A 25234-nucleotide genomic window follows, 5' to 3' on the forward strand; every position below is an offset into this window, starting at 1 on the left:
TCGGAGGCTCCGCCCGCTCAGGCCGGCGTGTCGGTGGCCGAGGGCACCGGCGGGTCCTTCTTCAGCCTCGCCTCGCGCAGCAGGATGTAGAGGGTGGAGCAGGCGATCACCGCCGCCCCCGCCAGGGTGAGCCAGCTCGGCTGCTCGGCGAACATCATGTAGCCGAGGCCCCAGGCGATGGGGATCTGGAAGTAGTCGAAAGGCACCACGATGGTCGCTTCCGCCAGGCGGTAGGCGCGCAGCACGCAGTATTGCGCGGCGGTGCCGACCAGTCCGACGAAGGCCAGCACGCCCAGCTGCCGCGCATCGGGCATGGTCCAGTAGGGCGCGGCGGCGACGCCGGTCACCAGCACGGACGCGATGGAGAACCACAGCAGCATGGTCAGCGGCCGCTCCGTCGCCGACATGCGCTTGATGAGGGTGATGACGCAGGCCATGAGGAAGGCCGCCGCCACCGCCGCCCAGGCGGCGGCGTTGAGGTCGCCGGCATCGGGCCGCAGGATCATCAGCACGCCCAGGAAGCCGCAGGCGGTGGCCGCCCAGCGGCGCCAGCGTACCGCCTCGCCGAGGAACAGCACCGCCAGCACGATGAGGAACAGCGGCCGGGCGTAGGCCAGCGCCGTCGCCGCCGCCAGCTCCATGTGGGTGATGGCGTAGAAGATGCACAGCATGGTGGCCGAGCCGAACAGCGCCCGCAGGGTGTGCAGCCCCGGCCGCTGCGTCGCCAGCAGCGGGCGCAGGCCTTCCCGCATCACGAAGGGCAGCAGCACCACGAGGCCGAACAGGCAGCGGAAGAAGGCGACCTCGAAGGCGTGCAGCCCGGCGCCGCCGGCCAGCTTGATGCCGGCGCCCATGAGCCCGAAGCCGACCGAGCCGCAGACCATCCACAGCACGCCGCGCACGTTGTCGGACAGGCGCTCCGCCAGGGTGTCGAAGGGCCGGCGCAGGCTGTCGAGAAGGGCGGGCATGGCGGGTCCGGAACGGCGGAAGGCAAAGCCGAGCATGGGGGCTTTGCCGCCGGCGCACCAGTGCCACTCTGCGATGCGGGGCCTCGCCATCGGACAAGAGGGTGCGCGCAGGAGCGCGGCGGCTCAGACGCCGCAGTCGGCCACCTTCAGGTCGATGCGGTGCTGGCGGCAGCAGGCCAGCAGGGTGTTGCGCAGCAGCATGGCGATGCCGAGCGGCCCGACGGCGCCGAAGCGGTCGGCGAAGGCGCCGGCGACGCCGAGGATCTCCTCGCGCCGGCAATCACCCACCAGCCGGGGTTCGGAGCCGGACTGCTGCAGGCGGTGGCGGCCGGTGTCGATGACGGTGGCGCCGGCCTGGATCCAGTCGGACCGCACCGCCTCCGCCCGGTTGACGGCGCAGACCACGATGTCGGCGGCGCGTGCCACGGCCTTGGGGTCGCGCGTCTGCGAGTGCGCGACGGTCACGGTGCAGTCGGCGGCGATGAGCAGCTGGGCGACCGGCGCCCCGACGGTGGCGCAGCGGCCGAGCACGGCGGCGGTCATGCCGGCGAGGCCGCGGCCGTGGTGGTTGCGCAGCACCGCGCGCACGGCGAGCGGGATGGACGGCACCAGCCCGACACCGCCGGTCATCAGCTCGCCGGCGTTGAGCGGGTGCTGGCCGTCGACGTCCTTCACCGGCAGCACGGCGCGGCGCACCCGGCCCATGTCGATCTGCTTCGGCGCCGGCTCCAGGATGACGACGCCGTTGATGGCGCTGTCGTCGTTGATGCCTTCCACCACCAGCAGCAGTTCCTCGGTGGTCGTCTCGGCGGGCATGTCGTGGCGGTTGACCTGGAACCCGGCGTCGCGCGCCCAGCGCTCGCGCTCGTCGAGCATGGGCTTGGTCTCGCCCTTGTCGCCGATGCGGATCAGGGCGAGGCCGGGGCGCAGCTTGCGGCTGTCGCGCAGGGCGCGGACGCGCTCGGCCACCCGGTCGCGCAGGTCGTCGGCGTCCTCGCGGCCGTCGAGCAGGATCGCCTTAGCCATGGCTCCGCATCCTTTCGCCCAAGTGGTCCGCCAGCGCGGCGGCATCGCCGGCCACCAGCAGCGTCTTGCGCCGGTCGGTGGCGCCGGAGACCAGGGTGAAGGCCGATTTCGGCAGCCGCCACTCCTTGGCCAGCAGCTTGATCAACGCCTCGTTGGCCTTGCCGTTCTCCGGCACGGCGGTGACCGCCACCTTCAGGACATGGCCGCCGTCGGCATCGGGTGCAATGCCCTGGACGGCGGTGCGCGACGCTTTCGGCGTCAGCCGCACGAACAGCCGCAGCCCCCCGGCGACGGGCTCGAACGGCAAGCCGGCGGGGGCGGCGGCGGTCACGGCGGACCGGCTCAGAGGGAGAAGGCGAGGCGGCCGATGACGCCCTGCAGGAAGATGATGATCAGGATCAGCACCATGGGCGACAGATCGACGCCGCCCATCACCGGCACCACCGAGCGGATGGGCCGCAGGGCCGGTTCCGTGATGCGGTGCAGGAAGTCGCCGATCATGTAGACGACACGGTTGTGCGTGTTGATCACGTTGAACGCCACGAGCCAGCTCATCACCGCCGAGATGATGAGCGCCCAGAGATAGAGATTGAGCGCGATGCTCACGACCTGCAGCAGGGGCCCGAGAACGACATCCATGGACGTGCAACCGCTCCGCGTTGGAAATGCTCGCGAAAAACGTAAGGCCTGGGGGCAGTTCGCGCAAGGCCGCGCGACCGTTCCGGGCGGTCTGCGGGGCCATGTTATTTTTCCGAGGAAGTGCTTGACAGGCGGGGCCCTTCCAACGAATATCCGCGCCCACCGGGGCTGTAGCTCAGATGGGAGAGCGCTGCAATCGCACTGCAGAGGTCAGGGGTTCGATTCCCCTCAGCTCCACCAGAATTCCGGTGAAACCCGCTGTCGTAAGACGGCGGGTTTTTCGCTTTCGAACCCCTGCCCTGGGCAGTGCGCACCTCTGGTGCGACGGGTTCGAGTCCCTCGGCAAGCTGCGCTACGTCGGCGTGTCGAACTTCTCCGGCTGGCAGGTGATGAAGTCGCTGGCCGCCGCCGACCACCGCGACCGCACCCGCTAGGTGGCGCACCAGATGTCCTTCTCACTGCTCGGCCGCGACTACGAGTGGGAGTTGATGCCGCTGGCCCGCGACCAGGGTCTCGGTGCCCTGGTGTGGAGCCCGCTCGGCTGGGGGGGCGCCTCACCGGCCGCATTCGCCGCGGCCAGCCCGTGCCGGAGGGCAGCTGCCTGCACGCCACCGAGCAGTTCGCACCGCCGGTGGCCGAGGAGCATCTCTATCGCGTGGTCGACGCCCTGGATGAGATCGCGGCGGAAACCGGGCGCAGCGTGCCGCAGATCGCCATCAACTGGCTGCTGCGCCGCCCGACAGTGTCATCGGTCATCATCGGCGCCCGCACGGAGGAGCAGTTGCGCCAGAACCTGGGCGCCGTCGGCTGGAAGCTGACGCCCGACCAGGTGGCACGCCTGGACGCGGCGAGCGCGGTGACGCCGGCCTATCCCCACTTCCCCTACTACCGCCAGCCGGGCTTCGCGCGCCTTTCGCCGCCCGCCGTGTGACGGCCCGTCGTCAGGTGGAGACGCGGTCGACGGCGGCGCCCGCCGGGCGCCGAACGCCGTCAGTCGCGTCCCACCAGTCGGCCAGGGCGTCGATGAGCGGCACCAGCTTGCGGCCTTCCGGCGTGAGGTCGTACTCGACGCGCAGGGGATAGCCCTCGAACTCGGTCCGCTGCACGATGCCCGCGTCGACGAGCTTCCGCAGTTCCACCGTCAGCATCTTGTGGGAGATGGTCGGATTGTCGCGGCGCAAGTCGCCGAACCGCTTGGTGCCGTCCTGCAGATAGTAGATGAGCAGCGTCGGCCAGCGGCCACTCAGGACCTGCATCACCTCTTCGATAGGGCAGCGGGAGACCAGGTCTTTCATGGCGCGCTCATGGTTACGAAAAGGTGCGTAATTTACTTCCAAGGCCGTGTCCCCGAAGGTCGGGTGGCTGCGCAGCCCACCCTCCGAACCTTCAGGACCGCACGCTATGGATCCGATTCTCATATACGGTTTCCCCTCGGGAAGCTCCATGGGCCTCGTCGCCGCTTTCGAATGGATGGGCCTGCCGCACCGCCTGTGCCGCGTCGACATGCTGGGCGAGATGCGCGAGCCGCCCTATCGCCGCATCAACCCGCGGGTCGAGACGCCGGCGCTGATCACCGACCGCGGGACCGTCGTCACCGAAACCATGGCCATCGCCGCGTGGCTGGAAGCCCGCGACACCGACCGCCGGATCAGCTTCGATCCCCGCTCGCCGGACGCCGACCGCATGCACCAGCTGATGGGCTTCGTCAACACCGGCTTCACCGGCGCCTTCTCGCCGCTGTGGGCGGCGATGGAGATGGATCCGCCCGATCCGGATCTGCAGGCCGCCCTCGTCCGATGGGGCCGGGAGAGCGTCGTCGAGCGCCACGACAAGCTGGAGGACATGATCGGCGACACCCCCTTCCTGGTGGGCGATCGGCCGACCCTGGCCGACGGCCTCCTCGTCGGCGTGGCGCGCTGGCTCGACTATCACGCCGTCGCCGATCCGGCCCGTTGGCCCCGGCTCGCGGCGCTGCGGGCCCGCCTCGATGCCGACCCCGCCGTCGTCTACGCAAGGGCGCTGGAGGCCGGCGAGCCGGCGACGGGCGGCGGAGCCTGCAAAGGGCACGTCCCCCTGGCGGAGGTCGTCGCGGCCTACGGGCGCTGACGGCCGCGGGCCGGTGACGGAAGCCTTGACGCAGCCCCGGCGCGTTGTGGACAACGGAGTGCCACCCGGCCTTGTGCCGGGTGGCGACGACGCCAGCGGCCACAGCACGGAACCGGGTCATGATCACCAGGCTGGCCATCTCGGGCTATCGGTCGTTGCGCGACGTCACCCTGCGTCTCGGCCCCGTCACCGTCGTCACCGGGCAGAACGGGTCGGGCAAGTCGAGCCTCTACCGCTCGCTCCGGCTGCTGGCCGACGTGGCGGACGGCGGCGTGGTCCGCTCGCTGGCGGCCGAGGGCGGCATCGCCTCGGCTCTCTGGGCGGGGCCGGAGGCCTTCAGCCGCGCCATGCGCGCCCGGGCGGAGCCGGTGCAGGGCACGGTGCTCACGAAGTCGGTCGCCATGCGGCTCGGGTTTTCCAGCGACGACTACGGCTACGCCATCGACCTCGGGCTGCCGCAGCCGTCGTCGTCGTTCTTCTCCCGCGATCCGGCCATCAAGGCGGAAGCCCTGTGGGCGGGGCAGAGCCTGACCCGGCGCACCGTCCTCGCCGAGCGTCGCGGTGCCGCCTTCCGCCTGCGGTCCCGCGCCCATGGCGGGTGGTCCGACGACTGGAACGCCATCGGGCCGGTCGACAGTATGCTGGTGCAGGGCGCCGGCCCCGGCGACGGCGTGGAGCTTCTGATGATGCGCGAGCGCCTGCGCCGCTGGCGCTTCTACGACGACCTGCGGGTCGACCGCAACGCGCCCGCCCGTCGCCCCCAGGTGGGCACCTTCACGCCCGTCCTCGCCGCCGACGGCGCCGATCTGGCCGCCGCCCTGCGGACCATCGTGGAAGTCGGCGACGACGTGGCCCTGAAGACCGCCGTCGCCGACGCCTTCGATGGCGCGACCGTCGCCGTCGCGCCGGATTTCTCCATCGAGATGCGGCAGCACGGACTGCTCCGGCCGCTGGGCGCGGGAGAGCTTTCGGAAGGGACGCTGCGCTACCTGCTGCTCGTGGCTGCCCTGCTGTCGCCGCGGCCACCGGAGCTGATGGTGCTGAACGAGCCCGAAAGCCACCTCAACCCGGCGCTGCACGAGGCGCTGGCGCGCCTGCTGACGGCGGCGGGCAAGCGCTGCCAGCTGATCGTCGTGACGCACGCTCCGGCGCTGGTCGAGGCGCTCGGCACGGACCCGGACACCGTCACCATCCGCCTGCACAAGGACCTCGGCGAATCGCATCCCGATGCGGAAGCACGGGATCCGGACCCGTGGTCCTGGCCGAGCCGCTGAGCGGGAACGAAAGGGAGTCAGGCTATGGCCCTGCGCCGCATGCCCAAGCCGGCCCTCCAGCCCTTCGTCTCGTCGGTATGGGCGACGGACGCCACCGCGCCGACGCCACTCGGCGCGCGGCGGGAGCTGATGCTGCCGGCGGGGGCGATGCACGTCGCCATCCGGCTCGGTGGCTCCCCACTGCGGATCTATACCGATCCCGCCGACGCGGCGGGAACCGTCGTCGGCGGGAGCGTCCTCAACGGCATGCGTCTGCGCGCCTATTGCAAGGCGACGGGTGACGGGGCGGCCTGCGTCGGGGCGCTGCTGAAGCCCGGCGCCGCCGATCTGCTCTCGAACACGCCCGCTGGCGCCCTTGCCGGCCGCCACACGAACCTCGAAGATCTGTGGCCGCGGGCCGACCTCGCGGACCTGCGCGAGCGGCTGGAGGCGACCCCGGCCCTCGACCGCCGGCTCGACCTGTTCGAGGCCGTGCTGGAGCGGCGTCTGGCGTCGCTGCGCCGCATCGACCCCATGATCGCCCACGCCTTGTGCCGGTTCGACGGCGGCTCGGCCATCGCCGGCGTGGTGAGGGACAGCGGCGTCAGTCACCGGCACTTCGTGCGGGTCTTCACCGAGGCGGTCGGCCTGAGCCCCAAGAGCAATCTGCGCCTGCACCGCTTCGATGCCGCCGTGACGCACCTGCATGCCGCGCCCGAAGCCTCCCTCGCCGATCTGGCGGCGCTGGCCGGCTATGCCGATCAGGCCCACATGACGCGCGAGTTCCGCGCGTTCTCGGGTCTGACGCCCGGCCGCTACCGCCGTCTGGCGCCGGTGGAGGCGCGCCACGTCCTGCTGGCGCCGTGACGGTCAATTATCTTCAAGACGCAGGGGCGCACCCGCAGGCAGGCTGTGGACGGGCAACCGCGAGGAGGTCGCACCATGTCGATCCACGAAGTCTATCCCTATCTCCGCGCCCGCGACGCCGCTGCGGCCGTCGCGTTCTACAAAGCGGCCTTCGGGGCGGTGGAGAAGTTCCGCCTGACCGAGCCCGGCGGGCGCATCGGCCATGTGGAGCTGCTGTTCGGCGGCACGACCATCATGCTGTCGGACCCCTTCCCCGAACTCGGCATCGCCGCGCTCGATCCCGACGGCCCGAGCTGCTTCGTCATCCACCTGCACGTGGACGACGCCGACGCCATGATCGCCGCCGCGGTGGCGGCCGGCGCCAGATTGGTGCGCGCGCCGCAGGACCACTTCTATGGCGAGCGGTCAGGCACCATCCGCGACCCCTTCGGCTACGACTGGTTGATCGGCCACGCCATCGAGGAGGTCGAGCCCGAGGAGATGCAGCGGCGTTACGCAGCCATGCTCTCGGGCGACTGACTAGGGCTGCGGCCACATCACTGGTAGGAAGCAAATGCGGGAATGTAGCCTCCGTGCCTCCTACAGTTGGAAATAGACCACCATCCGCAGGTGGCGGTGTTCGTCGACCGTCAGAACCTCATGCTCCAGCCGCAGTACACCTTGTTCGCCTGCAAGGGCGGTGAGGCCCCTCGCCGCGCTGTGTTCCGGTGTTCCGTTCCACCAGCGCCGGAAGTCCGGCGAGAGGGACTCCAGGTCGTCGACCAACCGCTGCATCGCCGGGTCGTCGGGGACCAGCGCAAGGTCGCGCCGCAGGGCCTCGACGAGGTGCGGCGCGTCACTCGCCCAAGCCGGAAGGCGGCGTCGCAGATCGGGATCGGCGAACACCATCCGGAGCATGTTCCTGTCTGGCGGCTCCTTGCGGGAGAAGCCGAACAGCCCGTCCCCGGCGGCGTTCCAGGCGACGACGTCCCACCGCAGGTTCTGGACATAGGCCGGGCGGTCCCGCCAGTCGTCCATGAGCAGCTGTACGCGCGGCGAGACGACGGGCCAATGGTAAGGCTCGGCGGGCGGCGGGCGGCGGTGCGCCAGAACGAACAGATGGCAGCATTCGGCGTCGTCGAGCCGGAGCACCTTGGCCAAGCGCAGGAGGAAGTCCTCCGACACGCCGATGTCTCGCCCCTGTTCGAGCCACGTGTACCAACTGAGGCCGACACCGGCGAGCGCAGCCACTTCCTCGCGGCGCAGCCCAGGCGTGCGGCGGCGGCGGCCGGCGGTAAGGCCGACCTCGGCGGGCGAGACCCGCTCGCGATGGTGCCGCAGGAACTCCGCAAGCTCCTTTCGTGTCCGCTCGAGAGATCGCGTCGTCATGGCCTGTTGCTCGTTGTAACACCATAAACAGCCAGATTGTAACAGGCCTAGTGCCTCCGGAAAATGCCGCCCCGACGTCGGGGGGCCGCACCGCGCCTCCCTATTCCCCGGAGGTGACATGTCTTCCGATTGCGAACAGATCTCCCTCGATGCCCAGGCCGTCCCGGCGACGGCGCCGCACTCTCCCGGCCGGGAAGGCGCAGGACCCGCGCGATGGGTCGGACTAGCCGTGCTGGCGCTGCCGACCGCCCTCCTCGGCCTGGACGTGACGCTGCTGTATCTGGCCATGCCGGCCCTCGCGGCCGACTTGCGCCCGAGCAGCAGCCAGGCGCTGTGGATCATGGACGCCTATGGCTTCATGATCGCTGGCTTCCTCATCACCATGGGCACGGTGGGGGACCGCATCGGACGCCGGCGACTGCTGCTTGTCGGAACCGCCGCCTTCGGCGCCGCATCGGTGCTGGCGGCCTTCTCGCCGACCGCCGGCATCTTGATCGCCGCCCGCGCCATGCTCGGCGTCGCCGGCGCGACCCTGATGCCCTCCACTCTGGCGCTCGTCAGCACCCTGTTTCCGGTGCCGCGGGAGCGGGCGCTCGCCATCGGGATATGGGCGACCATGTTCGCCCTCGGCATGGCGGCGGGACCGCTGGTCGGTGGGGTACTGCTGGAGCATTTCTGGTGGGGCGCGGCGTTTCTCGTGGCAATACCCGTCATCGCCGTGGTGCTCGTCGCCGGTCCGCTGGTTCTGCCGGAATACCGGGCGCCCGGAAGTGGGCGGCCCGACCTGCTCAGCGTCGCGCTGTCCCTCGCCGCGATCCTGCCGGTTGTCTATTTCATCAAGGCCAGTGCGGAGACCGGTCTGTCTATCGCGCCGGTGGCCGCGTTAGCGGCCGGATTGCTCTTCGCCCGCCTCTTCGTGAGGCGGCAGCGACGACTCCCGAGCCCGCTGCTCGATGTGGGCCTGTTCGGCAACAGGACCTTCAGCGCCGCCTTGACCGTGCTGTTGGTCGGCCTGGTCGGGGTCGGCGGCGCCATGCTGCTGGTCACCCAGTACCTGCAGCTGGTCATGGGCCTCTCGGCAATGGCCGCCGGCCTGTGGATGGGGCCGCCGGCGGTGATGATGATGGTCGGCGGCATCGGCGCGCCCCTCGTCGCCCGGACCGTGCGGCCGAGCCTGGTCATGGCCGGATCTCTGGCTTTGTCCGCCGTCGGCTACCTCTGCCTCGCCCTGCTGCCGTGGCTGCCGGGACTGGTGCCGGTGATGCTCGGCTACGGTCTCGTCTATCTCGGGCTCGGCACCATCGCAGCCCTCGGCACCGATCTGGTTGTGGGCTCCGCCCCGCCGGAAAAGGCCGGATCCGCCTCGGCCATGTCCGAAACGGTGCAGGAGCTGGGGATTGCCGTAGGCGTCGCCGTCCTTGGCAGCCTCACCACCGCCGTCTACCGCCGGCTGGTCGCAGAGCGCGTGCCGGCGGACCTTCCCGAGGCCGCAGCCCGTGCCGTCGGCGAAGGCCTCTGGGCGGCGGCATCGGCAGCGGAGCGCCTGCCGGACGACGTGCTCGCCACGGCCAAGGGGGCGTTCACGGCGGGGCTGGGCGCCTCCGCCCTGGTCGCAGCGCTGGCGATCGCCGTCCTGGCGGGAGTGTGCGCCATCGTCCTGCGCCACGTGGGCGTCGCCGGCGACGGCACCGCCTCGGACAGCGAGGCCGCTTGAAACGCCTCCGTTGCGCCGGCCGCCGGCCGATCAGCCGCGGCTGATGCCCGCCCCTCGCGCCTGATCCTCCACACTGTTCAGAGCTTCTGACGGCCGAGGAAATCGCGCAACAGGGCGGCGATCTCCTGATGATGCGTCTCCAGCGCGAAGTGCCCCGTATCGAAGAAGTGAACTTCCGCGCCCGGGATGTCCCGCTTGAAGGCGTCCGCTCCGGCGGGCAGGAAGAAGGGGTCGTTCCTGCCCCAGACGGCGAGCAGCGGGGGCTGCCTGGTCCGGAAGTACGCATGGAACTGCGGATAGAGCTCCACGTTGCTGCGGTAGTCCAGGATCAGGTCGAGCTGTATTTCGTCCCGGCCCGCGCGGGCGAGGAAGAAGGAGTCCAGGTTGGACCCGTCGGTCGAGACCAGCGATGGATCTGGAACACCCATGACGTACTGCTGGCGCACCGCGTCCGGGGTCTGGAAGATCCGCAGTGCTTCGCGGTTCTCCTTCGTCGGCTCGCGCCAGTATCGCTGGATCGGGCTCCAGCCCTGGCTTAGCCCCTCGACGTAGGCATTGCCGTTCTGGCTGACGATCGCGGAAATCCGATCCTGCTGCGCGAGCGCGAGGCGCAGGCCGACCGGCGCACCGTAGTCGAAGATGTAGATCGCATAACGCTCCAACCCGAGCGCATCGACGAAGCCTTCCATAGTCGTCGCGAGCGTGGCGAAGCCGTAGGTGAATTCCTCGCGAGGCGGCGCCGCCGTCTCGCCGAAACCCGGCAAGTCGGGCGCGATCACGCGATAGCTGTCCGCCAAGTGCGGGATGAGATCCCGATACATGTGCCCCGAGCTCGGGAAGCCGTGAAGCAGCAGCAACACGGGCGCGTCGGCAGGCCCCGCCTCGCGGTAGAAGACCTCGACGTCGCCGACCTTCTGTGTGCGGAAGTGGATCTTGGCCGGCACCGTGCTGCCGCTGGTCGCAAGACCCGGCGAGGCGGCGAGGGTCGACAGGCCGGCTGCTGCAGGTGCTGCCGCAGACAGCGCGAGCATCGAGCGTCGGCCAATGGGAACTGCAGAACGGGGCACTGGGCGCTCTCCTTGTGCATGGACATCCCTACCGGGCCGAACATGCGGCTTCACGCCCAAGATGATAATCCTCTAAGCTTGCAAAGCATCTTCACTATTTATGGGAAAATGATGGATCGCTTCGACGGCATGAGGATCTTTTTGACGACGATCCAGCACGGCAGCTTCTCGGCCGCCGCCCGCGAGATGCATGTCCCCGTCCAGACCGTCAGTCGCAAGCTCGCCGAGCTCGAACGTCACCTCGGGGCGCAGCTTCTGACGCGCACGACCCGCAAGCTCAGCTTGACCGAGGCCGGCATCGCTTATGCCGCGGCGGCCAGGCGGATCCTCGAACAGGTCGATGAGGCGGAGCGGGAGGTGGCCGGAGAATTCGTCGCGCCTCGCGGCAACCTGGTGGTCACGGCGCCGCTCTTCTTCGGGCGGCGCCATGTCGTTCCCATCGTCGCGGACTTCCTCGGCCGCTTTCCCGACATCGACATTCGCCTGGCACTCGGCGATCGACAGGTCGACCTCCTCGACGATCAGGTCGATATGGCGGTTCGCATCGGGCATCTACCCGATAGCGGCATGATCGCCACGCGCGTGGGGTCAATCCGTGGGGTCGTTTGCGGTAGCCCTCGGCTGTGGGACGGGCGGGGTGTGCCACGGACGCCGGATGACGTGGCGCGCTTCCCCTGCATCATGCCGGACGGGCCGCCGCAAGCGGCGTGCTGGCGGTTCCGCGATCCCGATAGCGCCGCCCTCATCGAGGTGCCGGTGCGGCCGCGGCTGATCAGCACGGCGGAGGCGTCGATGGAAGCCGCCGTTCATGGCGCCGGGCTCGTGCATCTGCTGCACTATCAAGCCGAGGCCGCCATCCGGGCGAAGACGCTGGAGATCGTCCTCGCCGACTACGAACTGGAGCCCTATCCCGTGCACCTCGTCCATGCGCCGCACGCGCTGTTGCCGCTGAAGATGAGGTGCTTCCTGGATTTCGCCGCACCCCGGCTGCGGCAGGCGATCAGCCTGATCGGCGCATGATGTCGCGGGGCGCCGCGACGGTGTCCCGGTGCCGGGCGCCCCTTTCGCCAGCCGTCAGCGGCTTCGCGCCGGGGCGAAGCCGGCCGTCTTCGCCGCATAGGCGACGACGAGGGCGACGATCACCAGCGCCAAGGTCGGGCCGGGTATGGCGCCGGCGCCCTGCGTGTCCAGCAGCAGACCGCCGGCGACGCCGCCCGCCGCCATGGCGAGGTTCCACACCGTGACGAGCATGGCCTGGGCGACGTCGGCCGCTTCGCCGGCGGCCTGGGCGGAGGCGGTCTGCAGCAGGGTGGCGGCGCCACCCCATCCCAGGCCCCAGATCACCACCGCGGCCCAGGCGGCCTCGGGCGTCCGGCCGAGGCCGAAGACCACGACGGCGACGGCGAACAGGCCGGCACTCGCCAGCGTCAGCTCGCGCAGGCGGCGGTCGATGAGCGCGCCGACGACCCAGACGGCGGCGAGCGCCACCAGCCCGAACACCAGCAGCACGACATCCAGCCGGCCGGCCAGGCCGAAGGGCTCAAGCAGCGGCGCGACGTAGGTGTAGAGGATGGTGTGCGCCAGCACGAACGTCAGCGTGACCCACAGCACGGCGCGCACTCCCGGCCGCCGGGCGACCGCCGCCAGGGTCGTCCGCCTCTCCGGCGGGCTGCCGGGGAAGTCGGGCACGCAGGCGAGCAGCCAGGCCATGGCGAGAAGGCTGAGCCCGCTCATCAGGCCGAAGGCGAGCCGCCAGCCGAACAGCGTGCCGACGAAGGTGCCGGCCGGGATCCCCACGGTCAGCGCGAGCGGAATGCCGACCATGGCGATGGCCATGGCCCGCCCCCGCAGCGCCGCTGGCGCCATGCGCGTGGCATAGCCCGCCACCAGCGCCCACAGGAGGCCGGCGAAGATGCCCGCCAGAAACCGGGCCGCCAGGGTCAGCCCGTAGCTCTCCGACAGGGCGGTGACGCTGTTGGCGGCGGCGAAGCCGGCGATGGCCAGAACCAGCAGCGGCCGGCGCCGCCACCCCTGCGTCGCCGCCGTCAGGGGGATGGCGGACAGGACGGTGCCGAGGGCATAGACGGAGACGTACTGGCCGATCCAGGCTTCCGGCACCTGCATGTCGCGGCTGATCGGCGGCAGCAGGCCGGCCGGCAGGGCCTCAGTCAGCACGGTGAGAAAGGTCGCCAGGGCGAGGGCGAGCAGGCCGAGGACCGGCAGCCGGTCGCCCGCCGCCGGCTCGCGCGAGGATGTCACTGAGGGCATGGAAGGGCACTCCCATCCGGAACGGTTGAAGACGGGCCAACCCTACGGCCACGCCCTCACCGCGGAGAATGGGGCTCCAGTTCCTGGTTTTCCGGACTATACTGTCCGCAATGACCCGGTCCCGCCTCGACAGTTTCCGCGCCTTCGATGCCTTCGTCCGTGCCGCCGAGGCCCGCAGCTTCACGGCGGCGGGCCGGCAGCTCGGCGTCTCGTCGTCGGCCGTCGGCAAGGCCGTCGCCCGGCTGGAGGAGACGCTCGGCGTCCGCCTGCTCCACCGTTCCACGCGGACGGTGACCCTCACTCCGGAGGGGGCCGCCTTCCTGGCACGCTGCCGCCGCATCCTCGACGAACTGGACGCCGCCGAGCGCGAGCTGGCGCAAAGCCGTGACGCGCCCCGCGGCCGCCTGCGGGTCAGCATGCCGTTGGCCGGCATGCTGATGACGCCGGCGCTGGCCGGGTTCATGGCCGCTTATCCGGAGGTGGAACTCGACGTCGACTTCAGCGACCGGCTGGTGGATGTCGTGGAGGAGGGGTTCGACGCCGTCATCCGCGCCGGCGAGGTGGCCGACTCGCGGCTGATGACGCGGGTGCTCGGCACCTTCCGCCTCATGCTGGTGGCGTCGCCCGCGTACCTGGAGAGCCGCGGCACGCCGCGCGCACCGGCCGACCTGCGGCACCACGCCTGCCTACACCACCGCTTCGCCACCAGCGGCACGCTGGAGCGCTGGCCGTTCCGGGCGGGCTTCGAGGACGTCGAGGCGCTGCTGCCCCGCACGGCGGTGATGAACACCATCGAGCCCCTCATCGCCATGGCGGAGTGCGGCCGCGGCATCACCTGCCTGCCCGACTTCGCCATCCGGCGCCAGCTGGACGCCGGCACGCTGGTCGCCGTGCTGGAGGACGCCGTGGAGCACACGGGGACCTTCAGGATCCTGTGGCCGGCGAGCCGCCACGTGCCGCCCAAGCTGCGCGTGTTCGTCGACGTCATGGCCGACACGCTGTTCCGGTGACAGTGCCGCATGCGGCCTGTATGCATCTGGCGACGCCAGTTCTTCCCGGCCCGCCAAATGGACCTGGGCGGCAAAGGTCCGGCGGGTCAGTTTGTTCCGGGGAGTCACGCGCCGCGTCGACGCCGCTGCCCCTTTCACATCGCAAGAAAATATTAAACCAGGAGCGCGACGAAACGCTGCACCGGCTGAACCCTGCCTCGGTCCTCCGCGTCATCGACGATGCCGGGCACTTGGTGATCGAAGAGCGGCCCGAGGAAGTGGCTAGGGAAATACTTGCCTTCGTCGCTGAGTGACGGTGCCCTCGCTGCGGGGCCGCTCGATGGACAGGCGACCATTTTTGGGAGCCCCTCAGAGCGTCACGACGATCTTCCCGAACTGCTCGTTCGGTTCCAGATAGCAGTGCGCGGCGACGATGTCGCAGAAGGCGAATGTTCTGGCGATGATCGGGTGGAGCTTCCTGTGCGCCAGGCCGCCTCGTGGCACTGCGCGGCCGTGGCTGCAGCGGGTCGACGGCCGCACCTACGACCGCGCCGGGGTCCTCCGACATGCGGCGGCGGTGACGGCGCGGGCCGCCGTGACCATCGAGCGTATCGTCGGCGACGGCCGGTCCGCCGCCACCGTCCACACCGCCCGCGTCACCAAGACCACGGGGCAGGCGGTGACGATGAAGGTGGTCGCCTTCTACGCCTTCGCGGACGGCAGACTGCGCCTCGTCGACGAATTGACCCGGCTGGAAGCCGGCGGCGCCGAGGACCGGGATCTCGGCTCGCGGTCCTGATCCGGCCGCGGTGCCCGTCAGCCGAGGGCGCGTTCCGCCCGCAGCCGGCGCGCGGCGAAATCCACGAAGGCCCGCACCCGGGCGGAGGCGTCCCGCCCCTCGCGGTGCACGAGGTGGATCGGCACCGGCGGCGGCTCGTAGTCCGCCAGCACCACCGCCAGCCGGCCGGCCGCGACGTCGGCGGCGACCATGTAGGACAGCACGCGCGTCAGCCCGTGCCCCTGCAGGGCGGCGGCGATGGCCGTATCCGCCGTGTTCACCTCCAGCCGCGGCGCCGTCCGCACCGCGATCTCGCCGTCGCCGGCACGGAACGACCACACCGGCGACGGCGTGACGCCGTGCACCGCGACGATGCGGTGATCGGCCAGCGCAGCCGGCTCCTGCGGCACGCCGTGCGCCGCCAGATAGGCCGGCGAGGCGCAGACGAGGCGCCGCACCGACCCCACCTTCACCGCCGTCATCCCCGAATCGGGCAGGTGGGCGATGCGCACCGCCACGTCCAGGCCTTCGTCCATGAGGTTGACGACGCGGTCGACGAACAGCGTCCGCACGCTCACCCGCGGATGACGGCCGAGAAAGTCGAGCAGGATCGGGGCGATGTGTATGCGCCCGAACAGCACCGGCGCCGTGACCGACAGCCGCCCCTGCGGCTCGCGGTGCGAGCCGGCCGCGGCCTCCTCCGCCTCCTCGACCTCGGCCAGGATGCGGCGGCAGTCCTCCAGGTAGCGGCGGCCCTCTTCGGTCAGGCGCACGCTGCGCGTGGTGCGGTGAAGCAGCCGCGTGCCGATGCGGTCTTCGAGCGCGGCGACGGCCCGCGTCACCACGGGCGGCGACAGCGCCAGGCGGCGCGCCGCGCGCACGAAGCCTTCTTCCTCCGCGACCGCCACGAACACCGTCATCGCCTGCAGCCTGTCCATGACCGATCATTCCCTAAACTGGAACTATCTTTTGCCGAGAATGAGAATTCATATCTTCGAAGACAAGGGCGATTGTCTGGTCACCGGGGGCGGCCATCGCCGTCCCGGCCACCGGACAAGGACCGTTCCCCATGACCCGCATCCCCGCCGTCGATCCCGCCGCCGCCTCCGCCGAGGCCAAGGCCCTGCTGGACGCCGTTCAGGCCAAGCTCGGCATGACGCCCAACTTCCTGCGCGTGCTCGCCCATTCCCCCGCCGCCCTCGCCGCTTTCCTCGGGCTGCACGGCATCGCCGGGCAAGGCAGCCTTGATGCACCGACGCGCGAGCGCATCGCGCTCGCCCTCGCCGAGCAGAACGACTGCCAGTACTGCGTCTCGGCGCATACCGCCATCGGCCGCGGCACCGGGCTGAGCGGCGAGGAGATGGCGGCCAACCGCCGCGGCACCTCGCAGGACGACCGGGCGGCGGCGGCCGTCGCCTTCGCCCGCGCCCTGGTCGAGCACACGGGCGAGGTGACCACCGCCGAGATCGAGGCGGTGCGCCGGGCCGGCTACGGCGATGCCGAGATCGTCGAGATCATCGTGCACGTCGGCATGAACCTGCTGACCAACATCCTCGGCAAGGCCAGCCGCATCGAGATCGACTTCCCCGAGGTCCCGCTGCTGCAGCACGCCTGATCCCGCGCCGCCGCCCCCGCCCGACCGTGCCCGGTAGGGCGGGGGCGCCGGTTTCCTCCAGGGAGTGTTCCCGCCATGGCACGCGCTTTCGCAGACATCACCTTCACCCCGAGCGTCAAGGCCGCCCAGGCCCGCTACGGCAGCCGCGCCGCCAACGAGGGGTTCGAGCGGGCCGCCGACCGCGGGGCCGTGCTCACCGCCCGCGAGGCGGAGTTCATCGCCGCCCGCGACGGATTCTATCAGGCGACCGTGGGCGAGACCGGCTGGCCCTACGTCCAGTTCCGCGGCGGCCCGCCGGGTTTCCTGAAGGTCCTGGACGAGCGGACGCTCGGCTATGCCGACTTCCGCGGCAACGTCCAGTACATCAGCACGGGCAATATCGAGGCGGACGGCCGCGTCGCCCTGATCCTCATGGACTATGCCAACCGCCGCCGCCTGAAGATCTGGGCGCGGGCGCGCATCGTGCACGAGAGCGACGATCGCGCCCTGCTGGCCCGGCTGGAGATCCCGACCTATCGCGCCCGCGTCGAGCGGGCGGTGGTGTTGACGGTCGAAGCGCTGGACTGGAACTGCCCGCAGCACATCACGCCCCGCTTCACCGCCGAGGAAACCGCGGCGCTGGTCGCCCCGCTGCGCCGCCAACTCGCCGATGCAGAAGCAGAGGCGGCCGCCCTGCGGGCGCAGGGGACGGCGCCGCCGCCGCGCCTCGGCAGCGGCCCGCTGGAGCTTGTGATCTCGGGGATCCGGCAGGTGACGCCGCGCATCCGCACGTACGAGCTGCAGGCCCCCGACGGCGGACGACTGCCGACTTGGACGCCGGGCGCCCATCTCGCCGTGCCGGTCCGCCTGCCCGACGGGACGGAGGCGACGCGCCCCTATTCGCTGACGGGCGACCCGGCCGACCGCCACCGCTACCGGATCGCCGTCCAGCGCGAGGACGGCGGCCGCGGCGGCTCCGTCGCCGTGCACCGCGACTACGGCCTCGGTACCGTCCTGCACTGCGGCCGGCCGGCGAACCGGTTCCCGCTGCACGACGACGCGCGGCCGACCGTGCTCGTCGCCGGCGGCATCGGCATCACGCCGCTGCGGGCGATGGCGGCGGCTCTGCTCGAAGCGGGGCGCCCCTTCACCCTCCACTACGCCACCCGCGACCCGGCGGGGATGGCGATGCTGCGGGACCTGGAGGCACGCCTCGGCGACCGCCTGCGCCGGTACGGCGCGCTCGACCCCGCGTCGCGACGACTTGACGTCGGCGCCGTCCTGGCGGCGGCGCCGGCCGATGCCGTCGTCTACGCCTGCGGGCCGGCATCCCTCCTCGCGGCGGTCCACGAGCATGCCGCCGCCTGCGGCATCCCGCCCGAGCGGGTGCGGTCGGAGCGCTTCGCGGCGTCGGAGCCGGCGGGGGTCGACGGGCCGCTCAGCGTCCACCTCGTGCGCTCCGGCCGCAGCGTCGCAGTGCCCGCCGGGCAGAGCATCCTCGACGCCCTGGCCGCGGCAGGCATCGAGACCGCCGCCCAATGCCGCGTCGGCACCTGCGGCACCTGCGCCACCAAGGTCCTCGACGGCGTGCCGGACCACCGTGACGACGCCTTGACCGCCGCCGAGCGGACGCAGGCCGGGTTGATGTGCCCCTGCGTGTCGTGGGCGGTCGGGGATGCCCTCACCCTTGACCTGTGACGGGCCGCGCGCCGGTCAGCCGTCGGCGGGAACCTTGCGGATCACCGTGTCGTCGGGGCCGACCAGGCGGCCGTCCTCGGCGCGCACCTCCAGGTGGACCGGCCGGCCGCTCTCGCGGTCGACCAGGACGGAATGGGCCTCGTCCGCGGTGAACAGATGGCGCTCGCCGAACTGGCGCAGCGCCACCATCACCGGGAACAGGTCCCGCCCGACCGGCGTCAGCCTGTACGCGCTGCGCGTCCCCGTCTCGCCGGTCGGCACCGCCTCCAGGATCCCCCGCGCGACCAGCGTGCGCAGGCGGTCGGTGAGGATGTTCTTGGCGATCCCGAGGCTCTTCTGGAACTCGCCGAACCGCGTCATGCCGTCGAAGGCGTCGCGCACGATCAGCAGCGACCACCAGTCCCCGATGACGTCCAGGGACCGGGCGCTGGGGCAGTGGTCGGTCTTCAGGCTCTTGCGTCCCACCATGGGGTGTCTCCGGATCGAACGGCGGCGTCCCCGGTTTTCGGTTGCATTATAAAACCAACAGGGGTACTGCTTGTTTGGTTTCATAAAGAGACCATGATCGACAGGAGCCCGCAATGGACTTGCCGAAGAACGCAGCGCCCGACGGCGCCGCGGCCGCCCCCTTGCGCCCGCAATCCACCCCCGACCCCGCCCTCTCGGGCGCCGCGCCGCGGATGAGCCGGCCGGTCACCCTCCTGTTCGCCGTCGCGAGCGGGCTCGCCGTGGCGAACGCATACTTCGCCCATCCCCTGCTCGACGTCATGGCCGACGACCTCGCGCTCACCCGCGGCCAGGCCGGGCTCATCGTCGGGGCGACCCAGGTCGGCTACGCCGTCGGCCTGATCCTGCTGGTGCCGCTCGGCGACCTCGTCGACCGCCGCAGGCTGATCCTCGGCCAGTCGCTGCTGTCGGTTCTGGCCCTCCTGTGCGTCGGGTTCGCCTCGACGGCGGCGATGTTGCTGGCGTCCATGGCGACGGTCGGGTTGCTGGCGGTGGTGACGCAGGCGCTCGTCGCCTATGCGGCCAGCCTGGCGCGGCCGGGCGAACGCGGCCATGTGGTCGGCGTGGTCACCAGCGGCATCGTCCTCGGCATCCTGCTGGCCCGCAGCGTAGCCGGGCTGGTGACGGATCTTTCCGGATGGCGGACGGTCTACCTGCTGTCGGCCGGCCTGATGCTGGTGATCACGGTGCTGCTCTGCCGGGCCCTTCCGCACCAGGAGAGGCGGGCGGAGCGGCAGTCCTACGTCGGGCTGATCGGCTCCCTGGTGACGCTCTTCGTCGCGGAGCCGGTCCTGCGAATCCGTGCGGTGATCGCCATGCTGATCTTCGCCGACGTCACGACCCTTCTCGCGCCCCTGGTCCTGCCGCTGAGCGCGCCGCCCTACGCGCTGTCCCATACCGAGGTCGGGCTCTTCGGGCTCGCCGGTGCCGCCGGTGCGCTGGGGGCGGCACGGGCGGGGCGGTGGGCCGATCGCGGGTACGGGCAGCGGACGACGGGTGTCGCACTGGGGCTCATGACCGTCGCCTGGCTGCCCATCTCCCTGCTGCCGCACTCCTTGCTGTGGCTTGTGGTCGGCGTCGTCGTCCTCGACTTCGGCCTGCAGGCCGTCCACGTCACGAACCAGAGCATGATCTATCGCACGCGACCCGAGGCGCAAAACCGCCTCACTGCCGCCTACATGGTCTTCTATTCCGTGGGCAGTGCCATCGGCTCCTCGCTCTCGACCCTGGTCTACGCCCGTGCCGGGTGGGGCGGCGTCTCCCTGATGGGGGCAGGCATCGGCGTCCTTGCGCTGATGTTCTGGTCCCTGACCTTGCGCGCGACGCCGGCCTGCGCCACCCGCCCGACGGCGGCCGCCGAGTAGACGAATGGACCTGGGCGAACCGGTCCGGGCCGGTCACTCTGGGCGGCGAGGTCGCAGTGCGCCGGCCGCCGGAAGGAGAAGACGCCATGAGTGAAGAGGAGTCCCCGACCGCCCGCATCGACGCCAAGATCGCCGGCCTCGGCGATTGGCGCGGCGCCGTCCTGGCGCGGATGCGCCGGCTGATCCACGAGGCCGACCCGGCGGTGGTCGAGGCGGTGAAGTGGGTGAAGCCCACCAACCCCTCGGGCGTCCCGACGTGGGAGCACGACGGCATCCTCTGCACCGGCGAGGTCTACAAGGCCACCGTCAAGCTGACCTTCGCCAAAGGCGCCGCGCTGCCCGACCCCGCCGGCCTGTTCAACGCGAGCCTGGGCGGCGGCACGCGCCGGGCCATCGACATCCGCGACGGCGACGGCGTCGACGCAGCGGCGTTCAAGGCACTGGTGGAGGCGGCCGTCGCCTTCAACGAAGCGAACCGGAAGACGAAGCGCCGCTAGGACGCGGACTCATACCTAAGCCAGATTTGGGACGCCGCGATGAGAATTGCGGCCAGATAGTTTCTGGCGGACTGCTCGTAGCGGGTGGCGATCTTGCGGAGCTGCTTGATTTTGTTGAAAAACCGTTCCACCAGGTTGCGCTGACGGTATAAGGCTCGATCGACGGAGCGTTGGACTTTCCGGTCCCGCTGGGTCGGAATATGGGGCTCGGCTCCATGCTGGCGGACAAGGTTCAGAATGGCCTGAGCGTCGTAGCCGCGATCGGCAACCAGATGGTCGGCTGCAGGGAGCCCTTCCAGCATGGCTTCCACAGCTGCCTTGTCCGACGCCTGACCCGCCGTCAGCACGATACATACCGGGCGGCCTGCTTCATCGACCACGGCGTTGATCTTGGTGCTCAGTCCACCACGAGAGCGACCGAGGGCGTGATCCGAATCCCCCTTTTTCCCGCCGCCGTATGGTGATGGGCGCGGACGATGGATGAGTCGATCAGGTGCATCGAGTGCGGCGACTTCGCCGCCAACATTTCGAAAACCTTCACCCACACGCCCTTTTTGGCCCACCTGTTGAACCGGTTGTAGACCGTCGTTGGCGGGCCGTAGCGCTCCGGCAGGTCCCTCCAGGGGCACCCCGTCCGGAGCACGTAGAAAATGCCGTTGGGAACCTGTCGATCCCCTTCCTGCCCATGTGGCGGCTCACGGAAGACGCCGCCCGGTCGCGCCGCTTCCTGCACCACCTTCTCAGCCTGACGCAGGCGGAGGCCGCCGCCGATCCGCAAGGCCGCCCGCAGGCGCCGGCGCTTCTGGCCGAGGCGCTGGCCCTGTGGCCGGAGCTGGAGCGTTCCATCCACCCCTCGGCGCGCCTCGCCGCCTACGACCTCGACGGGCGCATCGAAGCGCTGCAGCCGGGCAGGACCCGCATCGCCCAGCGCGCCATCCGCCGCCGCGGCTCCGACGGGCGCCTTCTGCTGGCGGAGAATTTTCTGGCAGCCGTCTATTGCCTGGAGTGGCCGTGGAGCGGTCGACTGCGTTGCGGGGTTCTGCCTAGCGGTTCGAGCCGATGGTGGTTCTACCGCACCTGTGCCCACTTCGTGGCGTCGTGGGAGCGTCAGCGCTTCATCCTCGACGCCCGCGCCGTCCCGCGCCTGCGGTCGATCCTGGAGTGGTGGGAGGTGACGTGACCTGACGTCGAGGACGTAGGGGCATCCCCAGCGCCGCCATACCGATCGCCGGCTCCGACGTCACAGCTCCACGCCCATCCGCTGGATCATGCGGTCGCGCTCGCGGAGCGCCGCGCGTGCCTGGTCGGGATGCGATGCGGCGCAGGCGTTGATCAGGCATTCCGCAGCGACGATGAAGGCGCCGAAGCTGTTGGAGAGGAAGCTCGACCCGTGGGAGACCAGAATGGCGGCTTGAGAGGTGTCGACCAGCGGTGAACTGGCGCTGTCGGTCAGGGCCACGGTCGACAGCCCGATCTCGCGGGCGGCGGCCGCCACCTCCACCACCTGCGTCGAGTAGGGGGCACAGCTGACGGAGATGAAGCAGTCGCCCGGCGACAGGACCGCGAGGCCTTCGGCGATGCCCAGGCTGTTGGCGTCGAGCAGCGAGACGTCCGACCGAATCATGCGCAAGCCGTAGACGAGGAAGCTCGCCATCGCATGAAACTGGCGGATGCCGTACACGGCGACGTGGGGGGCCTCCGTGATGAGGGCGACGGCCTTGTCGAAGGCGGCGACGTCGAACTGCTCGACGAACCGATCGATGTTGGCCTGGTTCTCGCGGCACAGCTGGACCGCCCGGGCGTGCGACGAACTGCCGGCCGCGAGGGCGGCCTGGGCCTGGCGGGAATAGAACTCGCCGGGCGGGGACATCGAGGCCGACAGCAGGACCTGCTGAAACGCCGGGAACCCCGAGTAGCCGAGGCTGTGCGCGAGGCGGGTCAGGGTCGACGGGTTGACGCCCAGTTCCTCGGCCAGCGCCGTGATCGACAGCAGCACCGGGCTGCCGCGCAGCTCGATGATGCGGCCCAACGCCGTGCGCGCCTTGGCGCCCAGGCTGATGGGGGCCTCGCCGCGCGCGATGGCGACCATCAGGGCACGCAGGTCGTCCAGCGTTTCAGGGGGTGCGGCCGCGGTAGACCGGTTGGGGGCTTCGCCAGTCATGAATGCTCCACTCGACTCCGTCTTCTGTGACATGGAGGACTGCCGTGGCAAGGGTATTCTCGTCGTCCGGGTCGTCGGAGCCGCTGCGATGGATGGGCAGCCCCGGCCCGCCTGCGTCGTGCAGGATGTCGAGCGGCGCCCATCCCTCAGCCAGCAACGCCTCGCCCCGCACCTGGCGGTCGGCCGACGAACGGGTGACGTGTTGCGCCGCCGTGCCGCGATCGAGGTGCAGGGCGTGGTTGGCGTGCAGGGCGGGCGCCACGAGCGGGCGTACCGAGATCGCGCCGGCGCCGAACTCCACGGAAAGAATGCGGCGGTCGCGCCGGTGGCTGAGGGCGAAATGGAATCCGCCGCCGGTGCCGTGGTCGCGCAGCAGGGCGACCGCCTCGTCGAGCCCACCGGCGCCGAGCACCGCCCGGCCGATCACCATGCGCGGCATCGCCGGTCGCACGTCGAGCAGGCGCAGGTTGTTGACGGTCTGCACGAGGCCCGTGTCGGTCACCGCGAAGGTGTGACCCGGCAGCGAGCCGGGATAGCAGAACGACAGGAACCCGGGTCCGTCGGCCGGTGCCACCTCGGCGATGAAGGAGGCGCCGCGGAAGAACGGTAGGCCGTCCTCGTTATGGCCGATGAGCGGTGACGGCCCCGGGATCATCACCGTGGTGCAGCCGTCCGGGACCGACGCCAGCAGGTCGCCGCGGCAGTTCCAGGCCACCACCTGCGGCAGCGGCAGCTCCAGGCCTTCCGCCAGCCCCTCCAGTTCGGCCCATACCGCCGGGAAGCGCGCCCGCACCGCCTCCGCCAGGGTCCGCACCCGTGCCGCCTGGGCGGGGCCGGTGACGAGGTCCCACACCTGGCTGCGGACGAGATGACGGTGCACGGCGTCCTTCCCGGCGCGCCCCAGCGCCAGGCCGATCTCGTGCGCGGTGCCGGCAGCCCGGACCCAGCCGAGATCCTTCTTTGCGTCAAACATGCTGCAGGAAGTCCTTCAAGCGGTCGCTGGGGGGAGTGTCGATGACCTCGCGCGGCGGCCCGTCCACCGAGATCTTGCCGTGCTCCATGAAGATCAGCCGGGTGCCGACCTGGCGGGCGAAGGCGATCTCGTGGGTGACGACGACCATGGTCATGCCCTCCTGCGCGAGTTGGCGCATGACCGTCAGCACCTCCTGCTTCAGTTCCGGGTCGAGGGCGGAGGTCGGTTCGTCGAACAGCATGACCTTGGGCTGGACGGCGAGCGCGCGGGCGATGGCGACGCGCTGCTGCTGCCCGCCGGACAGTTGCGCCGGATGGTGATGGGCGCGCTCCGCCAGGCCCACCTTCTCCAGGAGGCCGAGCGCCAGCGTCCGGGCTTCGGCTCGGGACAGTCCGCGCACCTGGCGGGGACCGAAGGCGACGTTCTCCAGCGCCGTCATCTGCGGGAACAGGTTGAACTGCTGGAACACCATGCCCGCCTCCTGCCGGATGAGGCGGAGCTGGCGCTTGCCGGCCCGCACGCTGATGCCGTCCATGACGAGGTCGCCGCCGGTGATCTGCTCCAGGCCGTTGATGCAGCGCAGGAGGGTGGACTTGCCGGAGCCCGACGGGCCGATGAGCACGACCACCTCGCCCGTCGCGATCGTCAGGTCGATCTCGTCGAGCACCTTGAGCGGGCCGAAGTGCTTCGAGGTCTTGCGGAATTCGATGATGTTCACAGGATCCTCATGCGCTTCTCGATGATGCGGAGGCCGACCGTCATGGTGCCGGTGAGCAGCAGGTAGATGACCGCGACGGCCGTCCAGATCTCCACGGCGCGGAAGTTGGCGGCCATGATCTCCTGCCCGGTGCGCGTCAGTTCGCCGACGCCGATGACGATGAACAGCGACGTGTCCTTCAGGCTGACGATGAACTGGTTGCCGAGCGGCGGGATCAGCCGCCGGAAGGCCAGGGGGCCGACGATGTGAAGCAGCACCTTCCAGTGCGGCAGGCCGATGGCGAGGCCCGCCTCCACCAGACCGCGGGAGATGGACAGGAGGGCGCCGCGGACGATCTCGGCGATGTAGGCGCCGGCGTTGATGGTGATGGCCAGGATGGCCGCCGCCATCGGGTCGATGCGCAGGCCCGCCAGCACGGGCATGGCGAAGTACAGGAACATCACCTGCACGACGATTGGCGTGCCGCGGATCAGTTCGATGTAGCCGAAGGCGACGGCGTTCAGAACCCGTCCGCCGAAGGCGCGCATGAGGCCGCCCGCCGTGCCGATGGCGAGGCCACCGAGCAGGCCGATGACGGTGATCTTGATGGTGATGGCGGCGCCTTCCGCGAGTTGCGGCAGGAAGGACGGAATGACGGACCAGTCGATCTGCATGACGGGCCTCCTGAGCTAGGGGCGGA

At 70.6% G+C, this 25234-nt stretch carries 31 protein-coding genes, 1 tRNA gene and 1 pseudogene; 16 read left to right on the forward strand and 17 right to left on the reverse strand.

The features are described 5' to 3' along the window. Positions 1-17 precede the first annotated feature (17 nt). From CRP50_RS04505 to CRP50_RS04520, 4 genes are all read right to left on the reverse strand, one after another. Positions 18-968 (reverse strand): DMT family transporter, encoded by a 951-nt coding sequence (locus tag CRP50_RS04505; RefSeq protein ID WP_176525025.1) that lies wholly within the window; start codon positions 966-968, stop codon positions 18-20. A gap of 123 nt (positions 969-1091) precedes the next feature. Next, positions 1092-1994, reverse strand: coding sequence for a bifunctional 5,10-methylenetetrahydrofolate dehydrogenase/5,10-methenyltetrahydrofolate cyclohydrolase (locus tag CRP50_RS04510; RefSeq protein ID WP_176525026.1), 903 nt, complete (start codon positions 1992-1994; stop codon positions 1092-1094). Beyond that, positions 1987-2325 (reverse strand): DUF167 domain-containing protein, encoded by a 339-nt coding sequence (locus CRP50_RS04515; RefSeq protein WP_097277818.1) that lies wholly within the window; start codon positions 2323-2325, stop codon positions 1987-1989. The genes CRP50_RS04510 and CRP50_RS04515 overlap by 8 nt, the downstream gene beginning before the upstream one ends. A gap of 11 nt (positions 2326-2336) precedes the next feature. Continuing rightward, on the reverse strand, positions 2337-2633 hold the full coding sequence (locus CRP50_RS04520; protein WP_097277819.1) for a YggT family protein: 297 nt from the start codon (positions 2631-2633) through the stop codon (positions 2337-2339). 164 nt (positions 2634-2797) lie between these two features. Here CRP50_RS04520 and CRP50_RS04525 point away from each other — a divergent pair. The 3 genes from CRP50_RS04525 to CRP50_RS04530 all read left to right on the forward strand — a co-directional run bounded on the left by CRP50_RS04525 (position 2798) and on the right by CRP50_RS04530 (position 3564). Continuing rightward, positions 2798-2873 (forward strand) — tRNA-Ala (locus CRP50_RS04525). A gap of 8 nt (positions 2874-2881) precedes the next feature. Continuing rightward, positions 2882-3067 carry a hypothetical protein gene (locus CRP50_RS25960; RefSeq protein WP_245913365.1) on the forward strand — a complete coding sequence of 62 codons (186 nt, stop codon included), beginning with the start codon at positions 2882-2884 and terminating at the stop codon, positions 3065-3067. 92 nt (positions 3068-3159) lie between these two features. Next, a complete protein-coding gene (locus tag CRP50_RS04530; RefSeq protein WP_245913366.1) occupies positions 3160-3564 on the forward strand; it encodes an aldo/keto reductase in 405 nt (134 codons plus the stop codon). A 10-nt stretch (positions 3565-3574) separates the two neighbouring features. On the opposite strand, the gene CRP50_RS04535 is transcribed toward CRP50_RS04530, so the two are convergent. Continuing rightward, a complete protein-coding gene (locus CRP50_RS04535) occupies positions 3575-3928 on the reverse strand; it encodes a winged helix-turn-helix transcriptional regulator (RefSeq protein WP_097277820.1) in 354 nt (117 codons plus the stop codon). 148 nt (positions 3929-4076) lie between these two features. Between CRP50_RS04535 and CRP50_RS04540 the strand changes: the two genes are divergently transcribed. The 4 genes from CRP50_RS04540 to CRP50_RS04555 all read left to right on the forward strand — a co-directional run bounded on the left by CRP50_RS04540 (position 4077) and on the right by CRP50_RS04555 (position 7378). Next, positions 4077-4739, forward strand: coding sequence for a glutathione S-transferase family protein (locus CRP50_RS04540; protein ID WP_217991989.1), 663 nt, complete (start codon positions 4077-4079; stop codon positions 4737-4739). Between the two features lie 119 nt (positions 4740-4858). Next, complete coding sequence (locus CRP50_RS04545; RefSeq protein ID WP_097277822.1) at positions 4859-6013, forward strand: AAA family ATPase; 1155 nt, start codon at positions 4859-4861, stop codon at positions 6011-6013. A gap of 24 nt (positions 6014-6037) precedes the next feature. Beyond that, positions 6038-6859, forward strand: coding sequence for a helix-turn-helix domain-containing protein (locus CRP50_RS04550; protein WP_097277823.1), 822 nt, complete (start codon positions 6038-6040; stop codon positions 6857-6859). Between the two features lie 75 nt (positions 6860-6934). After that, positions 6935-7378 (forward strand): VOC family protein, encoded by a 444-nt coding sequence (locus tag CRP50_RS04555; RefSeq protein ID WP_097277824.1) that lies wholly within the window; start codon positions 6935-6937, stop codon positions 7376-7378. 60 nt (positions 7379-7438) lie between these two features. Here CRP50_RS04555 and CRP50_RS04560 read toward each other — a convergent pair whose 3' ends face one another. After that, positions 7439-8227: a helix-turn-helix transcriptional regulator gene (locus tag CRP50_RS04560; protein WP_097277825.1), complete on the reverse strand. Its 789-nt coding sequence runs from the start codon at positions 8225-8227 to the stop codon at positions 7439-7441. Positions 8228-8456: 229 nt separating this feature from the next. On the opposite strand from CRP50_RS04560, the gene CRP50_RS04565 reads away from it, so the two are divergent. Further along, positions 8457-9941: an MFS transporter gene (locus CRP50_RS04565; RefSeq protein WP_217991990.1), complete on the forward strand. Its 1485-nt coding sequence runs from the start codon at positions 8457-8459 to the stop codon at positions 9939-9941. A gap of 77 nt (positions 9942-10018) precedes the next feature. Here CRP50_RS04565 and CRP50_RS04570 read toward each other — a convergent pair whose 3' ends face one another. After that, positions 10019-10972, reverse strand: a complete 954-nt coding sequence (locus CRP50_RS04570; protein WP_097277827.1) for an alpha/beta fold hydrolase — start codon at positions 10970-10972, stop codon at positions 10019-10021. Between the two features lie 144 nt (positions 10973-11116). On the opposite strand from CRP50_RS04570, the gene CRP50_RS04575 reads away from it, so the two are divergent. Continuing rightward, a complete protein-coding gene (locus CRP50_RS04575; RefSeq protein ID WP_217991991.1) occupies positions 11117-12028 on the forward strand; it encodes a LysR family transcriptional regulator in 912 nt (303 codons plus the stop codon). A 54-nt stretch (positions 12029-12082) separates the two neighbouring features. On the opposite strand, the gene CRP50_RS04580 is transcribed toward CRP50_RS04575, so the two are convergent. Then, positions 12083-13276: an MFS transporter gene (locus CRP50_RS04580; protein WP_097277828.1), complete on the reverse strand. Its 1194-nt coding sequence runs from the start codon at positions 13274-13276 to the stop codon at positions 12083-12085. A 110-nt stretch (positions 13277-13386) separates the two neighbouring features. On the opposite strand from CRP50_RS04580, the gene CRP50_RS04585 reads away from it, so the two are divergent. After that, positions 13387-14286, forward strand: a complete 900-nt coding sequence (locus CRP50_RS04585) for a LysR family transcriptional regulator (protein ID WP_097277829.1) — start codon at positions 13387-13389, stop codon at positions 14284-14286. Positions 14287-14634: 348 nt separating this feature from the next. Here the strand turns inward: CRP50_RS04585 and CRP50_RS04595 are convergent, their stop codons facing one another. Then, positions 14635-14754, reverse strand: coding sequence for a zinc-binding dehydrogenase (locus CRP50_RS04595; RefSeq protein ID WP_245913393.1), 120 nt, complete (start codon positions 14752-14754; stop codon positions 14635-14637). Here CRP50_RS04595 and CRP50_RS04600 point away from each other — a divergent pair. Then, positions 14699-15064, forward strand: coding sequence for a nuclear transport factor 2 family protein (locus CRP50_RS04600; RefSeq protein WP_097277830.1), 366 nt, complete (start codon positions 14699-14701; stop codon positions 15062-15064). The genes CRP50_RS04595 and CRP50_RS04600 overlap by 56 nt on opposite strands. A 17-nt stretch (positions 15065-15081) precedes the next feature. On the opposite strand, the gene CRP50_RS04605 is transcribed toward CRP50_RS04600, so the two are convergent. Further along, complete coding sequence (locus CRP50_RS04605; protein ID WP_097277831.1) at positions 15082-15981, reverse strand: LysR family transcriptional regulator; 900 nt, start codon at positions 15979-15981, stop codon at positions 15082-15084. Positions 15982-16112: 131 nt separating this feature from the next. On the opposite strand from CRP50_RS04605, the gene CRP50_RS04610 reads away from it, so the two are divergent. Together CRP50_RS04610 and CRP50_RS04615 are read left to right on the forward strand one after the other, a co-directional pair. After that, entirely contained in the window at positions 16113-16658 is a 546-nt protein-coding gene (locus tag CRP50_RS04610; protein ID WP_097277832.1) for a carboxymuconolactone decarboxylase family protein, read from the forward strand. Between the two features lie 75 nt (positions 16659-16733). Further along, positions 16734-18335, forward strand: a complete 1602-nt coding sequence (locus CRP50_RS04615) for a 2Fe-2S iron-sulfur cluster-binding protein (protein ID WP_097277833.1) — start codon at positions 16734-16736, stop codon at positions 18333-18335. Between the two features lie 15 nt (positions 18336-18350). Here CRP50_RS04615 and CRP50_RS04620 read toward each other — a convergent pair whose 3' ends face one another. Then, on the reverse strand, positions 18351-18803 hold the full coding sequence (locus CRP50_RS04620) for a winged helix-turn-helix transcriptional regulator (protein WP_097277834.1): 453 nt from the start codon (positions 18801-18803) through the stop codon (positions 18351-18353). Positions 18804-18916: 113 nt separating this feature from the next. On the opposite strand from CRP50_RS04620, the gene CRP50_RS04625 reads away from it, so the two are divergent. Both CRP50_RS04625 and CRP50_RS04630 read left to right on the forward strand, forming a co-directional pair. Continuing rightward, positions 18917-20206: an MFS transporter gene (locus CRP50_RS04625; protein ID WP_097277835.1), complete on the forward strand. Its 1290-nt coding sequence runs from the start codon at positions 18917-18919 to the stop codon at positions 20204-20206. Between the two features lie 86 nt (positions 20207-20292). After that, a complete protein-coding gene (locus CRP50_RS04630) occupies positions 20293-20703 on the forward strand; it encodes a DUF1801 domain-containing protein (protein ID WP_097277836.1) in 411 nt (136 codons plus the stop codon). Here CRP50_RS04630 and CRP50_RS04635 read toward each other — a convergent pair. Together CRP50_RS04635 and CRP50_RS26460 are read right to left on the reverse strand one after the other, a co-directional pair. Continuing rightward, on the reverse strand, positions 20700-21248 hold the full coding sequence (locus CRP50_RS04635; protein ID WP_176525028.1) for an IS5 family transposase: 549 nt from the start codon (positions 21246-21248) through the stop codon (positions 20700-20702). The genes CRP50_RS04630 and CRP50_RS04635 overlap by 4 nt on opposite strands. Positions 21249-21292: 44 nt before the next feature. Further along, positions 21293-21439: pseudogene (locus CRP50_RS26460) on the reverse strand (transposase); the annotation flags it as partial. Between CRP50_RS26460 and CRP50_RS25465 the strand changes: the two are divergent. Further along, positions 21389-21883 carry a hypothetical protein gene (locus tag CRP50_RS25465; protein WP_176525029.1) on the forward strand — a complete coding sequence of 165 codons (495 nt, stop codon included), beginning with the start codon at positions 21389-21391 and terminating at the stop codon, positions 21881-21883. The pseudogene CRP50_RS26460 and the gene CRP50_RS25465 overlap by 51 nt on opposite strands. A 60-nt stretch (positions 21884-21943) precedes the next feature. On the opposite strand, the gene CRP50_RS04645 is transcribed toward CRP50_RS25465, so the two are convergent. Genes CRP50_RS04645 through glnP form a run of 4 tightly spaced genes read right to left on the reverse strand, consistent with a single transcriptional unit; the run spans position 21944 to position 25208 of the window. Next, positions 21944-22864, reverse strand: a complete 921-nt coding sequence (locus CRP50_RS04645; RefSeq protein WP_097277838.1) for a MurR/RpiR family transcriptional regulator — start codon at positions 22862-22864, stop codon at positions 21944-21946. Then, complete coding sequence (locus tag CRP50_RS04650; RefSeq protein WP_097277839.1) at positions 22818-23837, reverse strand: C45 family autoproteolytic acyltransferase/hydolase; 1020 nt, start codon at positions 23835-23837, stop codon at positions 22818-22820. Before CRP50_RS04650 ends, CRP50_RS04645 begins: the two co-directional genes overlap by 47 nt. Continuing rightward, positions 23830-24549, reverse strand: a complete 720-nt coding sequence (glnQ, locus tag CRP50_RS04655) for a glutamine ABC transporter ATP-binding protein GlnQ (RefSeq protein WP_176525069.1) — start codon at positions 24547-24549, stop codon at positions 23830-23832. Before glnQ ends, CRP50_RS04650 begins: the two co-directional genes overlap by 8 nt. Before the next feature lie 2 nt (positions 24550-24551). Beyond that, positions 24552-25208 (reverse strand): glutamine ABC transporter permease GlnP, encoded by a 657-nt coding sequence (glnP, locus tag CRP50_RS04660; RefSeq protein WP_097277841.1) that lies wholly within the window; start codon positions 25206-25208, stop codon positions 24552-24554. Positions 25209-25234: the final 26 nt, after the last annotated feature.

Origin of the sequence: Caenispirillum bisanense, from assembly GCF_900230255.1 — a bacterium.
GTDB lineage: Bacteria > Pseudomonadota > Alphaproteobacteria > Rhodospirillales > Rhodospirillaceae > Caenispirillum > Caenispirillum bisanense_A.